The sequence below is a fragment of the Allobosea sp. 05T422_2 genome (genome assembly GCF_056396265.1).
Map to the genome: position 1 here is coordinate 1 of NZ_JBFTLD010000188.1, position 12,992 is coordinate 12,992.

Here is a 12,992-nt window from a genome sequence, read left to right on the forward strand (position 1 = left end):
GTGTCGTCGGAGCCGCGCGCGCCTGCAGGCCAGCGCACGAGCTCCTGCTGCGCTTTCCGTCACAGCCRATGGACCCCGGGTTCCGAGGGGAGGTTCGCCGCGCCGTCGAGACCGAGAGGAGGCGCTTCGTCTCGTTCGGCGGATTGAGCAGGATGTTGCGCTTCGCCACCGCCGTGCATGGGGCCTGGTGCCATCCGATTTGAAAAGTGTCCCGGGGCGCGAATTTCTTCCCGGGATTCGAGTCCCTTGGGCCCATCCTCCGTACGAGAGGAGCTGCTCCCCCAACGGCTCCCCCGAAAATGGTTCCCGCGCGACCTTTTCTCGGCGTAACCCGCTGATCCGGCTGTAAAAAGTTTTGCGAGGGGCCGAATCCCTTCTCCTCCCTCCCCCCGGGGCAATTCGTCATCCGGGAATCGCCTCGCCCTTGCTGCACCAAGCGCTCGATCCTTCGAACCTTGGGAGTCCAGGCATGAACGAAACGACAGGGCGCGACGTGGAGGTTTTCCTCATCAGCGGCTCGAATGCGTACTCCGCTACGCGATGCTGAAGGCGACGGGGAGCTCGCTGTTGAAGGCCTCGGACGATGTGGCTTGCTCGGAGCGGTAGGTCATGCCGCCTTCGGGAAAGTGGCTCAAGCCGCGGATTGTCAGCCGAGAGTTGGCACTACTGCGATTGTTCATCAACCGTGCGAGCAAGATCTTCGAGTGGCTCGGATCCACGCGAGATCGGGCTCGAGTGCCAGGCATCCATCCTGCGGCAATCGACGCAAAGAGAGATGCAGCGGAGGCGGCGGAGCAATTGCCTCAATCGGCTGCGAGCCATCCCGGGACCACTCGGCATCGCGAGAGATCCAAAGCCTGGGCTCAAGAGGAATTCCCAATGGATCGAAGGATCAGCGCGGCCCGGGAGCGTCGCCCGGTCACTAAGAAAGTCGGCCGCTTCCTGGCTTGCTGCACCGTCATCCGCGACTGTCGAGGCTACCCGCAACTGCGTCGTGGCGAGGCGGTGGCGCTCGTTCTGGTCATGCCGGAAGACGCCGACGTGGATGACTACAGGCAGGCTGTTCATTTTGCATCTATGCCAGTCGCTCGACCCGTTCGCTTCGACACAGAAGCGGCGGCGAAGGTCGTCGTGGCCGCGGAACATTGGAGCAAGGGCACGAAGGATTCGACGGGTGCCGGCCTCCTGAAAGAGGACCGCTTCGTCGTCTTGGCCGCGGACATCGCCGAGGTACCGGCCATGGTACTCGCAGCCATTGACGGCATCGTCGAACTCGCGGCGCCGGAGCCTCGCCATCTCCTTGCCATCGGCGAAATCTGTCTCAACCAGCGTGTGAGCAGGCAGCAGGCACATGAGCTCGCGTCGATACCTCTTACAGTGATCAGCGCCATGCTCCGACGGGGACGACCAGTTTCCCATTCGCTCGATTGCATGCGGAAGGCGATTGCAAAGCCGCCGCCGGTCGAGTTGCGCCAACTCCGGATCGAGCATCTCCACGGGCTTGGCGAGGCTGCAGACTGGGCGCGAGAGCTCGCCATCGATCTCAAGGATTGGCGCGAGCAAGATTCCCTGGGCTGACGTAAATCGAGGGGTCCTCGTCAGCGGGCCGTCCGGCACGGGCAAAACCACCTATGCGAAGGCGCTGGCAGCCTCCTGCGGCGTTGAGTTGGTTTTGGGATCTCTCGCACGATGGCAAGCGCGAGGGCACCTCGGCGACCTGCTCAAAGCCATGCGCGCGGCTTTCGACGAAGCGCGTCGCAAGTCTCCCTGCATCCTGTTCATCGACGAGATCGACGCGTTCGGCGATAGGGAAACGTTCAAGGGCGAAAACGCTCACTACAACGTAGAGGTGGTCTCAGGCCTGCTCGAATGTCTTGATGGCGTCGATCAGCGAGAGGGCGTTGTTGTTGTAGGCGCCTGCAACCATCCCGATCGACTCGACGCCGCTCTCGTACGGCCCGGACGCCTTGATCGCCATATCCGGATTACACTTCCCGACGCCGCCGCGCGTGAGGGAAACATCCGATGGCATCTCGAAAACGCGCTTGCGGGTGAGAGGCTTTCTTCGATCGCCGCTCGAACAGAAGGTTGGAGCGGGGCCGCGCTCGAGCGGCTTGTCCGTGACGCGCGCCGATTGGCCCGCCGAGCGCGGAGGGCCATCACAACCGCAGACTTCACGGCCTCGCTTCCGCCGACGATCGCGATTCCGGACCATATGATGCGTCGCACGGCGGTCCACGAAGCTGGCCATGCCACCGTGGCGGTCGTACTCGGAAGAAAATTTGAGTTCGTGGAGATTCGCGACACGGTCGAACTCGCCTCGGGATCCCAGGCGCTGGGCGGCGTCCGGATCGGCCCGAGAACCGTCGCTGACAAGACGACTCAAACTTTGCTCGACAAAATCTGCTTTTTGCTCGCGGGCGCCGCTGCGGAAGAGGTCATCCTAGGGAACCGCTCGATCGGAGGTGGTGGGGAACTCGGTAGCGATCTTCACCTTGCGACCCTGACCGCGCTGCGGCTCGAAACGTCTTACGGTCTTGGCCAAGGGCTGGCGTTCCTGGCGGCCGACGGAGAAGCCGATCTCGCGAGCGGGTCGAGGCGATCCTTGCCGAACAGATGGCACGGGCACGCTCGATCGTTCAGCGCAACCGGATAGGGACGGATCAGGTGACCAAGGAGCTTCTCGAAAAGAAGAGGATCGGTTTCGCGTCCATCGCCGCCCTGTTCTCAAACTCGGAGGCCATTGATCCCATGGCCGATGATGCGTCGGCTGCTGGGAACGGCGTCCAAGCAATGTGAGGACAGTATGCAAGAGCAAGACATTCAACGCATTCGCGCCGCCGCCTGGGCGGCCGAGCGGCCGAAGTCAACGTTGCTTGAGGCGCTTGGCGAGGTCGCCGAGCCATTGGCTAAGGCGGAAATTGATTTTGGGCGGCTCGCTCAAGAGGGCGGCCCGGGCAATCGAGGCATATCGAGCGCTACCGACCATACCGGGCAGCATATGATCGTGATCTCGATGGAGGACCTGGCTCAACTGCTTGAGGCTGTTGCGAAACCGCTGTCATTCGGAGAGGCGCTAATCGCAATAGGATTCGAGCCAGCCTTGGGTCCTCAGCCAAGTTTGCGAAGAGGGAACCCACGCATTCCGCTGAAGCGCCCCTAATGCCTGAGGAGCCAAAAGCAACGGAGCCGTACATGCGCCTCTTGGTGCTATCCGATATCCACCTCGAATTCGGTCCATTTGAGCTTCCCGAAGACATCGGGGAGTTCGATGTCGCGGTATTCGCAGGCGATGTCGACCGCCCCATTGCAAGCTCGATCGATTGGATCGGCCTTCAAAGACGCGGCCCGCTCTAGGGCCGGCCCGTCGTCTTCGTMCCAGGAAACCACGAGTTCTATGGATCCGAAATTCTCTCCTCCCTGGAGGAAGCCAGGGGCCTGGCCGTCGCCACGGCCTTCCGTCGTGTGAATGACGCGCGGTGGGATGACCATCAGCGAAGCTGCGGGCGCGTCGATGTGTCGGTCATCCTGCCATTGCGTGGGATCGGCTCCCCATGGCACCTGCTCCTTGCCTTCGCAAGGACAAGGGACAACGGCTGGGCGGGCGCTTCTTGACCGAGTGCCCGCCCAGCTTCGTTTACGTGCCGGCACCTGCGCGCCGGAGTTTGCCGCAGGTCTCATTATCCGTGCGCTCGTGGCGGAGAGTAACGGCTATTGGGCGCGTACACGTGACTGCGACCTCGCTCGGTGCCTTCGTTTTGCGTCAGCCACATCGGCTGCCGCGATGCCGATCCCGCTGAGGAACTGCCCGAGCTCGTAACTGGTCGGAAGCGCTTTTACCTGGGCGGCATCCAAGCGAGCCAGTGCTTCTCCGCAAACGCGGTCTGTAATGTTAGAGGCAGCCTTTCCCTTCAGGAGCCCGCCGGTGAACAGCCCGAGTGCGCACACCAGTCGGAGTTCGCCAGCTCGAAGTGCGCCGAGTCGACGAAGGTTCCGCTCGTTGTCATTGCCCACGAAATCGCGCGCTAGCTGGAGGAAGTTCGCGGCGATGCGATCGTACATCGGGCGCTCGCGAGGCTTCGGCATGGCCACGCGCCTCCACTCCCCGATCAACTCCAGGATCACCGATGCGTAGCAGTCCAGGCCGGCTGTAAACTGGTGCTGTGAAGCCGTCCGTTCGGATGACAAATACCGGCTTTCACCCATTACGAGCTCTATCCCCTGTTCGCCTATTCTTCATCGTTCGCTGGAAATACGCCGGCGACAAGCGGTTCGTCGTGGCAACGTTCCGCGGCACGCGTCGTTACCCGATAAAAATGGTAGTCCGGAATAGGGCCCCGAGCAGGCGGTAATTCTGTCCCGCGGCGGCGCCCGAGCAAGCGCGGCGAGACGATATCCCGCATGAAGGCTGAGAGCTTTTCGGACGAGTTCGTAGCCTTGTTCACATATGCCTACGAGAATGGGGTTACTGACATCAGCTTTCGTGGAGATCCGACCGGCGCGGCGAGCAAACAACAAGGCTTGATCGCGGCGATGTCGCAGGCGAGGCCTTCGCCTCGGGACGGATATCAAAACGTATGTTTGGATATCTAAACACGTGTCTCGTCATCCGATCCGAATGGCTTTTTCGAACATGAAGTCAGGCGCTCAAGTCTACCGGCCGGTGGGTCGCGGCTGCCGAGTGGCTCTTGGGCTTGGACCAGATCCAACTCGCCGAGCGGGCGGGGATCAGAAGGCAGACCTCGCCGATTTGGAAGGTGAAGCCAGCAGTCCTCAGGCTCGGGTGCGTGATGCGGTCCTGGGTGACGTTGCCCCTCGGTTCTAATCCGGTTTGACGTTCTGGCCCATTGAGAGGACCAGAACATGAAGCGGAGCCGCTTCTCGGAAGAGATGGGGTATTCGGTCCTGATCGCCCGACTGGCTTGCCTATAGGCCCCTACGTCCTGACGATCATGGACCCCCCGTGCAGGGAGAAATGCCATGATCTATGTCGGCATCGATGTCTCGCTGAACTCAGTCGCGATCTGTGTCGTGGACAATGCAGGGAAGCCCATTCGAGATGGAACGGCCTCGGCGGATGCACCGTCGATCGCTGACTATCTCGAACCGTTTGCCGATCAAGTCCAACGGGTCGGCCTCAAGGCAGGGCCGATGTCCGAGTGGCTGACAGCCAATCTCATCCAGCTTGGGCTGCCGGCCATCTGCCTGGAAGCGCGCCAGGTCAACGCGGCACTTTCAGCCATGCCGGTGAAGACCGATCGAAATGACGCCCGGGGGATCGCGCAGGTGGTGAGGACGGGCTGGTTCAAGGCTGTCCATGTTAAGAGCATTGGCAGCCAGCAGGCGCGGGCCCTTGCGGCAGCTCGCAAGCACGTCATCCGATCTGTTGCCGCCGCCGAGTAAGTCACCAGGGGCCTTCGTCGCCCATTTGGGCTGAAGGTCGGGATCGTATCGCGGAGGGGCTTCGCGAGCCGGGTTCGTGAGTTGGTCGCATGCGATACCATGTTGCAGGCGATCATGGATCCCGTGGGGGAGCTGAGGTGGTCATCGGCGATTGCCGGACGAGATGATGAGCCTGCGCGGGCTGCTGGAGAAGAGGCCCGACGCCGATTTTCTGCGCGAGATGATCGGCTTTGCCGCCCAGCGTCTGATGGAGCTGGAGRTCGGCGGGCTGGCCGGCGCCGGCTTCGACGAGAAGAGTCCTGAGCGCCTTGTCAGCGCAATGGCTATCGCGAGCGCGACTGGGAGACGCGCGCCGGCGCGGTCGAGTTGCGCATCCCAAGCTTCGCAAGGGCAGTCGCTTCTCCGGCTTCCTCGAGCCGCGCCGCATGGCTGAGAAGGCGCTGACGGCGGTGATCCAGGAGGCTTACATCCAGGGCATCTCGACCCGCTCGGTCGATGATCTGGTCAAGGCGATGGGGATGAGCGGCATCTCGAAGAGCCAGGTCAGCCGACTATTCGAGGAGATCGACGAGCGGGTGCAGGCCTTCCTCGACCGGCCGATCGACGGCGACTGGCCCTATCTCTGGATCGACCGGACCTAGGTGAAGGTCTGCTAGGCTGGACGGATCGTTTCGGTGGCATTGATCGTGGCGGTCGGCGTCAACGGCGACGGCCGGCGCGAGGTTCTGGGCAGGGACATCGGCCCCTCCGAGGCCGAGATCTTCTGGACGGTGTGCTGCCAGCTGCACAAAACCCAAGGCCCACGCCAGCCTGCGCGCTTGAACCGGACACGGCGAATCTCCCCTCGAGGTAGGCTAGCCGGTTGGGCCGGGCTTGGCGTGCGGAACTCTCGACAGGCAACAGCGTTCAGTTCGCGTGCTGGTGCCTGCCGCGGCGCCCCGCCTAACTCCGCCCAGAGCGGCGGGCTGCTTTTCGCGCTGTGGGATGGCTGGTGTGCGCGCGTCACCGGGGCGGGTCCGCTCATCCTCGAATTTCGTGTCTGGCCGCGCCGACCAGGTCATACCGATCTCCGTACCCTCATGAGCCGGAAGGCCCGCAATCAGAGCAGTTTCGCCAGATACTGCCCATAGCTCGATTTGCCCGTCAGCTTCGCCAGTTCGGCCAGCTGATCGCGAGTGATGAACCCCTTACGGAAGGCGATTTCCTCCGGGCAGGAGATCTTCATGCCCTGGCGCCGCTCCAGGATCTCGATGAACTGGCCGGCTTCCATCAGGCTCTCATGCGTGCCGGTATCGAGCCAGGCGAAGCCGCGGCCCATGATCTGCACATGAAGCGCGCCGCGCGCCATGTAGGCGCGGTTGATATCGGTGATCTCGATCTCGCCGCGCGCCGATGGCTTGATGGCGGCGGCGATGTCGAGGACGTCATTGTCGTAGAAATAAAGGCCGGTCACCGCGAGATTAGATTTCGGTTCGGCCGGCTTTTCTTCGATCGAGATGCCCTTGCCGGCCGTGTCGAGCTCGACCACGCCGTAACGCTGCGGGTCGGAGACGACATAGCCGAAGACGGTCGCCCCCGTCGGCCGCGCGGCGGCCTCCGCCATCAACTCGGGCAGGCCATGACCGTAGAAGATGTTGTCGCCAAGGACCAGCGCGACGCGGTCGGTCCCGACAAAATCGCGCCCGACGATGAAGGCGTCGGCAAGCCCGCGCGGTTCGGCCTGCACGGCGTAGCTGAGATTCAGGCCAAACTGGGTCCCGTCCCCCAGCAAGCGGATGAACAGCGCCTGATCATGCGGGGTTGTGATGATCAGGATCTCGCGGATGCCGGCAAGCATCAGCGTCGAGAGCGGGTAGTAGATCATCGGCTTGTCGTAGACGGGCAGCAACTGCTTCGAGACCACGGAGGTCACCGGGTGCAGCCGCGTGCCGGTCCCGCCGGCTAGAATGATGCCCTTCATGGTACCCTCTGCGCCATCAACGTGGCCACGACCTCGCGCATGCGTTCCTGCCACGGCTTTGCGCGATAGCCAAAGAGCTTATGTGCCTGAGCACCGCTGGTAGACGCCTCGACGCTAGACTTTAAGGGCGACTCCCGGGCCGGCTGCCGTGTCCCCGTTGTCGAGGAAAGCGACGCCTGCTTGCTCCAGGGCGGCGCGGATGGCGTCAACGGTTCGCGGCTTCAGCGCCTCGCCGCCTTCGAAGCGCGTGATCGTGTTGGTGGATACCTTCGCCGCGTCTGCTAATTCGCGGACGCCAAGCTGAAGTGCGGCTCTCGCCATCCTACATTGAGTGGACAACAAATTCGATACTTCATGGCGATTTCGCCTTAACGAGGCGAATGCGGCAGTTAATATTTACACGGTAGCGAAAACGCCACGGTGAGGCAAGGAAACAACCGATATGCCCGCCAACATCGTTAATGTGCCGTCCGTCGGCTACGCGCCCCTGCCGATCGGCCGCTACGATCTGGAGATTGTGGAGTCCGCTTACGAGCCGAGCGAAACAGGGTCCGGCATGGTGCTGAAGTGCAAGGCGCAGATCGTCGGGGGCGACCACGACGGGCAGCCGCTCAACATCGAGATGGCGTTGGAGCACGAAAACGCGGAAGCCCAGCGGATCGGCCAGCGTCACTTCGCGGCGCTGCGGCGGGCGATTGGCGTTCCCAATCCGGAGCACACGGGCGACCTGAGGTTCAAGCCATTCGATGCGCAGATCGGCGTTGCCAAGGGCCGCAATATCGTTCGCGCCTACGGCGAGTGGGCAGCCTAGCTCGATGAAGATGGACGCCGGGCCTGATGGGGGGTGGGGGGCAGCTTTGACGCTAATCCGGCGTCCGCCGCCGCATCGCTGAGACGGTCGCGCCATGTGCTGGGACGGTGTGTCGTAATTGGGGCGGCGGGTAGCGTATATTTCGTTCAGCGGAACGCCGCGCGACACGCGGAATTAGCGAGAATTCGTGTTGCAGCGTGTTGCATGGACTTAATTGCAACACTCCAAAACAGGCGGAATCGGCGGGAATCTGCAACGCGTTGCAAGTTACCCAGGCGTCTGGTTTCGCCTCGCTTTTCTCTAAGTCAATGATTTTGCTTAGAGAAAAGTGGTAGCGGGAGAGGGACTCGAACCCCCGACACGCGGATTATGATTCCGCTGCTCTAACCAGCTGAGCTACCCCGCCCCAAGACCGGCGACAATGGCGCCAGCGGCTTGCGATGGCGCGGATATAGGGGGCGCAGCAGGGAGCCGTCAAGCCTGCTGGTGCATGCTTCACATCCTTTACACAGATGCGGGCGGCCTCCCCGAAGGCAGACATGGCAATTGTCCAGGGTCCGCCATGCATTCCTGCAATGACGGGACGCTTGATCCCGGCCAAGCCATGCCTAGTTCACATGGAAGGGATACAAATGTTGGTCATCGCTGGCTGGGCTGCATGTTGCTGCCGTTGCTGCCGTTGCCGCAGTGCGCTGTCGCTCGCGAGGCCATGATCCAGGAGTCCTCGCATATGAGCTCGCTCGTACAAGAACAGTTCAGCTTCTCGATGGGTTTGAAGCTGCTCGCCCGAAGGAGCCTGCTCGCTGCCGCAGCTGTGCTATCCCTKGTGACCACGCCCTTCGTGATGATCACTCCCGCCGCGGTGCAGGCTGCCGAACCCTGGCAGCAATCCTGCGCCTACAAGACCCAGTTCGGCGTGCTCGGCTCGGGCATGGGGATTGCCGCCGACTACTGCACGCGTCTGAGCTTCTGCCAGAGGATGGCTGAGCAGAACGATCCGAATATGGTGCAGAAGGGCTGCTTCGGCTTTGCGCCGCAAGCGGCGAACGCGCCGGCCTCCTCCAGCAAGTATCGCTGAGCGCAGGTTTCGCTGAGTAACTGCGCTCGGCCGGGCTTCAGGCCTTTGCCGGGCGCTTTCTCAGTCTGACGACCTTGAAGTAGCCCTTGCCGACATGGACGGTGTCGTAGCGGCCCGTCCGCGCGGCCCAATCCGTCAGCCGACGGACCTTGAAATCCGTGCTCCAGCCGATCGCCTTGGCGATCGGCGCGAGCGCGGCCCAGAGCGGCGCTGTCAGCGCACTGTCGTCTACCAATCGGCTAGAGATGATGATCTCGCCACCTGGCTTCAGGACGCGGTCCATTTCATCGAGTGCCTGTTCGGGGTTTGGCACCAGCGTGATGACGAACTGCGCCGTCACGGCATCGAAGCGCTCGTCGCCGAAGCCGAGGCGGCAGGCGTCCATCACCATCAGCCCCTTCACATGCTTCAGTCCCTGACTTGCGACCTTACGGTTGGCCACTTTCAGCATGTCGAGCGAGAGATCGGCGCCAAGCACACGGCGGTCCGGCGTGAAATAGGCAAGCGTCAGGCCGGTTCCGACGCCGATCTCGAGAATATCGGGACCACAGGCACAAGCGGCCGCAACGGCTTCGCGCTGGGCGCGGGCGAGCAGCCGCAAATAGACCTTGTCGTAGAACTTTGCCCAGGTGGCATAGACCCGCTTCTGGCCTTCGAGGTCATAGGTCACAGGCATAGGGCAGCTCGACTGGATCGGAGTGGCGTGGGTGGGGGAGGTGGAGCCGCAGTCACGAGGCGGCGAGAGCAAGCTCGAGCCGGGCAGCCGCAGCCTGGGCTGCAGGCGAGATGATGGTGCCGCCACCCAGGACACGCGCACCGGATCCGGCATGGTCGTAGATCACGCAGGCCTGGCCGGGAGAGACGCCTTCCTCCTCGCCCGCGAGCACGATGATGAGCCCGGAATCGTCACGCAGCAGCCGGGCTTCGCGCGGGGCGCGGGTCGAGCGGACACGCACCGCCACATCGAGGCCTTCAGGCGGCAGGGCGTCCAGTGCGACATCGCCGATCCAGTTGAGATCGCGCAGCCGGACTTCACGCACGCCGAGAGCCTCGCGCGGTCCGACGACCACGCGCGCCTGTTCGGCATCGAGCCTCAGCACATAGAGCGGTTCCGTCGTGCTGATCCCAAGCCCCTTGCGCTGTCCGACAGTGTAGCGAAGGACGCCTTCATGGCGGCCCAGCACGCGTCCATCGAGATGGACGATGTCGCCGGGGCGCGCAGCACCGGGCTTTAGCCGTTCGATGACGTCGGCATAGCGGCCATTCGGCACGAAGCAGATGTCCTGGCTGTCTGGCTTGTCGGCGATGGCGAGACCGAGCTCGGCGGCAAGGGCGCGGGTCTGAGCCTTGTCGATTTCGCCGAGAGGGAAACGCAGCAGGTCGAGCTGATCCTGCGTCGTCGCATAAAGGAAATAGCTCTGGTCGCGGGCTTCGTCCGCGGCACGAAACAGGCCGCGATGGCCGTTGCCAAGGGCCYGGCTGACGACATAGTGCCCCGTCGCCAGCGCATCGGCGCCGAGTTCGCGGGCGAGCCCGAGCAGGTCGCGGAACTTGACGGTGCGATTGCACTCGACGCAGGGAATGGGCGTCTCGCCGGCGAGATAGCTCTCGGCAAAGCGCTCGATCACGGCGTCGCGGAAGCGGCTCTCATAATCGAGAACATAATGCGGGATGCCGATCGTCTCGGCGACGCGGCGGGCGTCATGAATGTCCTGTCCCGCGCAGCAGGCCCCGGCCCGATGGACAGCGGCTCCGTGATCGTAGAGCTGCAGGGTCACGCCGACGACATCATAGCCTTCGCGCTTGAGCAGGGCGGCCACCACGGACGAGTCCACGCCTCCGGACATCGCCGCGACGACGCGCGTCGCCGCGGGCGGCTTGGCGATGTCGAGGGAGTTGAGGGGGGAGGTCATGGCGAGCGGGATCATCCTGGCGAAGGCGACTATGTGGCGGTTCTATACCGGCTTTGACAGGGGCGGGCCAGTGAGCGATCGGCAAATCCTGCCGCCTCACCGGAGGGGGCAAGGAGAATCTTGCCGCGAGCGATCCGGGCATGGCCGCTACCGCCTTGAAAACAAAGGAACAGCATCCTGGCGCGAGACTTGCTGCTCGCGGCCTGGGCATGTTCCTGCCCGCGGTCCGGATTTACCTGATGTCTGCCGTCTCCTCCTCAGTCGCCTCGCCCAATGCCGAGCAGGCTGCGTCGCGCCGCCGTGCGCCAGAGCGCGGCTCCGATGGTGCGGCCGCGCCATTCAGCCTGCCTGAGGGCGGCGGCGACCCGGAGGTGCCGGCCGCGGCGAAGGACGACGCTGCCGCGACGAAGCCGGAGGCAGGCGGCAAGGCCAGTGCGACACAGGAGCAGAAGGCAACCGCCTCCGCGCTAGCGACGGTGCAGCCCGCGGTGCTGCTCAAGGGCACCACCGCGGTGGTGGTGCCGGCGGAGGCCGCCGAAGCAACTCCGACCGCGACCCAGCCCAAGCCGGATATCGGCGCGCTCGTCGCCATTGCCGTCGCCGAACAGGCCGCAGCCGGCAAGACCGCCGTCGCTGGCAAGCCTGGTGTCGAAGAAAAACCGACGGATTCCGAGCCGAAGGAAGCCGCCTCCGCTGACAAGCCTGTCGAGGCCGCTGTCGTGATGCCAATTCCCGCGCCGGCGGCTATCCCGGTTGTCGTCGCTCTGCCGTTGGTCGGTGGCGACATCGCTGCGGCAGGCATCGGCGATGAAGCCGTTCCAGGTGGGACGAAGGCGGCTCAGGGGATTCCCACCGGGATGGCGCAGGCAGCTATGCCGGCCCAGACCCTCGTGCCAGCCGAGGCGTCTGTCATGGCCGCTGTATCCGCAACCGATGCCGCCGCGTCGACCTCCGAAGGCGACGAAGTCGGCAAGCCGGCGGAGAAACCGCATGCGGGACCGATGATCGCCGCATCGAAGGAAACTGCGACCGGCCCGGCCAATACCACCGTCGCTGCGGGGCAGCCGCTCGCCGACCTGTTCAAGCCTGTCGAAGTGCAGCAGGCGCCGGTGCCGATCGAGCTGTCCGCGGCCGTGGCGTCGCATTCCGGCAAGCCGGAAGGCATTGCCGGTCTGCCTGATATCGACCTGGCCAAGGCGGCGCAGCAGCCTTCGGCCGGCATGCATCGCGGCATGGCTGACGGCCAGCCGACACCGCTCCATGTCGTCCCGATCGAGATCGGTCTGCGTGCCCTTGCCGGCAGCAAGCGCTTCGATATTCGGCTTGACCCGCCTGAACTTGGCCGCGTCGACGTTAATCTCGAGATCTCCGAGAAGGGCGAGGTCAGCGCAAAACTGGTCGTCGACCGTGTGGAGACCCTGCACCTGCTTCAGCGGGATGCGCGGACGCTTGAGCGTGCCTTCGAGCAGGCCGGTCTCAAACCCTCGGATAGCGGCGTCGATATCACATTGCGCGATCCGAACGATCAGCCCGGTTTCCGCCAGCAGCGGCAGGATGACGAGGCGCCGCGCCGTGCCCGCATCCAGCCTGATGCCGCCGAGCTCGGCGATGCCTCAGCCATTCCGGCGCAGCCTGCGCCCATCCGCCGCCTCGTCAGGCTCGGCGGCGTCGACCTCAGCATCTGAAGGGGCGGATCATGACCGTTTCCAACACCTCATCGAGCACCGGCACCGGCTCCGCTACCAATGTCAGCGGCGGCGGAAGCTCGATCGCCAATAATTTCGATCAGTTCCTGACGCTGCTGACGACCCAGCTCAAGAACCAGAG

The 12,992-nt window shown here is 63.7% G+C and carries 14 protein-coding genes, 1 tRNA gene and 1 pseudogene; 11 read left to right on the plus strand and 5 right to left on the minus strand.

All coding sequences use genetic code 11. The features are described 5' to 3' along the window. Positions 1-879: 879 nt before the first annotated feature. The 7 genes and pseudogenes from AC1DJT_RS25445 to AC1DJT_RS25475 all read left to right on the plus strand — a co-directional run. Entirely contained in the window at positions 880-1,578 is a 699-nt protein-coding gene (locus AC1DJT_RS25445; RefSeq protein ID WP_476769413.1) for a hypothetical protein, read from the plus strand. Then, positions 1,502-2,656, plus strand: coding sequence for an AAA family ATPase (locus tag AC1DJT_RS25450; RefSeq protein WP_476769414.1), 1,155 nt, complete (start codon positions 1,502-1,504; stop codon positions 2,654-2,656). The genes AC1DJT_RS25445 and AC1DJT_RS25450 overlap by 77 nt, the downstream gene beginning before the upstream one ends. An 11-nt stretch (positions 2,657-2,667) precedes the next feature. Further along, positions 2,668-2,799, plus strand: a complete 132-nt coding sequence (locus AC1DJT_RS25455; RefSeq protein ID WP_476769415.1) for a hypothetical protein — start codon at positions 2,668-2,670, stop codon at positions 2,797-2,799. A 7-nt stretch (positions 2,800-2,806) separates the two neighbouring features. Further along, positions 2,807-3,163, plus strand: a complete 357-nt coding sequence (locus tag AC1DJT_RS25460; RefSeq protein WP_476769416.1) for a hypothetical protein — start codon at positions 2,807-2,809, stop codon at positions 3,161-3,163. A gap of 32 nt (positions 3,164-3,195) precedes the next feature. After that, positions 3,196-3,357 carry a hypothetical protein gene (locus AC1DJT_RS25465; RefSeq protein WP_476835130.1) on the plus strand — a complete coding sequence of 54 codons (162 nt, stop codon included), beginning with the start codon at positions 3,196-3,198 and terminating at the stop codon, positions 3,355-3,357. Positions 3,358-4,980: 1,623 nt separating this feature from the next. Next, on the plus strand, positions 4,981-5,403 hold the full coding sequence (locus AC1DJT_RS25470; RefSeq protein WP_476769418.1) for an IS110 family transposase: 423 nt from the start codon (positions 4,981-4,983) through the stop codon (positions 5,401-5,403). Between the two features lie 151 nt (positions 5,404-5,554). Next, positions 5,555-6,173: pseudogene (locus AC1DJT_RS25475) on the plus strand (transposase); the annotation flags it as partial. Between the two features lie 329 nt (positions 6,174-6,502). On the opposite strand, the gene rfbA reads toward AC1DJT_RS25475, so the two are convergent. Then, positions 6,503-7,363, minus strand: coding sequence for a glucose-1-phosphate thymidylyltransferase RfbA (gene rfbA, locus AC1DJT_RS25480; RefSeq protein WP_476769419.1), 861 nt, complete (start codon positions 7,361-7,363; stop codon positions 6,503-6,505). Positions 7,364-7,477: 114 nt separating this feature from the next. Then, positions 7,478-7,684 (minus strand): helix-turn-helix domain-containing protein, encoded by a 207-nt coding sequence (locus AC1DJT_RS25485; RefSeq protein WP_476769420.1) that lies wholly within the window; start codon positions 7,682-7,684, stop codon positions 7,478-7,480. 121 nt (positions 7,685-7,805) lie between these two features. On the opposite strand from AC1DJT_RS25485, the gene AC1DJT_RS25490 reads away from it, so the two are divergent. Continuing rightward, positions 7,806-8,174 carry a DUF669 domain-containing protein gene (locus AC1DJT_RS25490; RefSeq protein ID WP_476769421.1) on the plus strand — a complete coding sequence of 123 codons (369 nt, stop codon included), beginning with the start codon at positions 7,806-7,808 and terminating at the stop codon, positions 8,172-8,174. Positions 8,175-8,503: 329 nt separating this feature from the next. On the opposite strand, the gene AC1DJT_RS25495 is transcribed toward AC1DJT_RS25490, so the two are convergent. Next, positions 8,504-8,580 (minus strand) — tRNA-Met (locus tag AC1DJT_RS25495). Between the two features lie 324 nt (positions 8,581-8,904). On the opposite strand from AC1DJT_RS25495, the gene AC1DJT_RS25500 reads away from it, so the two are divergent. Then, entirely contained in the window at positions 8,905-9,252 is a 348-nt protein-coding gene (locus tag AC1DJT_RS25500; protein WP_476769422.1) for a hypothetical protein, read from the plus strand. 37 nt (positions 9,253-9,289) lie between these two features. Here AC1DJT_RS25500 and AC1DJT_RS25505 read toward each other — a convergent pair whose 3' ends face one another. Both AC1DJT_RS25505 and mnmA read right to left on the minus strand, forming a co-directional pair. Beyond that, positions 9,290-9,928 carry a class I SAM-dependent methyltransferase gene (locus AC1DJT_RS25505; protein WP_441489575.1) on the minus strand — a complete coding sequence of 213 codons (639 nt, stop codon included), beginning with the start codon at positions 9,926-9,928 and terminating at the stop codon, positions 9,290-9,292. A gap of 52 nt (positions 9,929-9,980) precedes the next feature. Beyond that, positions 9,981-11,165 carry a tRNA 2-thiouridine(34) synthase MnmA gene (mnmA, locus tag AC1DJT_RS25510; protein WP_476835131.1) on the minus strand — a complete coding sequence of 395 codons (1,185 nt, stop codon included), beginning with the start codon at positions 11,163-11,165 and terminating at the stop codon, positions 9,981-9,983. Between the two features lie 239 nt (positions 11,166-11,404). On the opposite strand from mnmA, the gene AC1DJT_RS25515 reads away from it, so the two are divergent. After that, positions 11,405-12,850, plus strand: coding sequence for a flagellar hook-length control protein FliK (locus AC1DJT_RS25515; protein ID WP_476769425.1), 1,446 nt, complete (start codon positions 11,405-11,407; stop codon positions 12,848-12,850). 11 nt (positions 12,851-12,861) lie between these two features. After that, a partial coding sequence (locus AC1DJT_RS25520) for a flagellar hook capping FlgD N-terminal domain-containing protein (protein WP_476835132.1) occupies positions 12,862-12,992 on the plus strand: 131 nt, incomplete at its 3' end.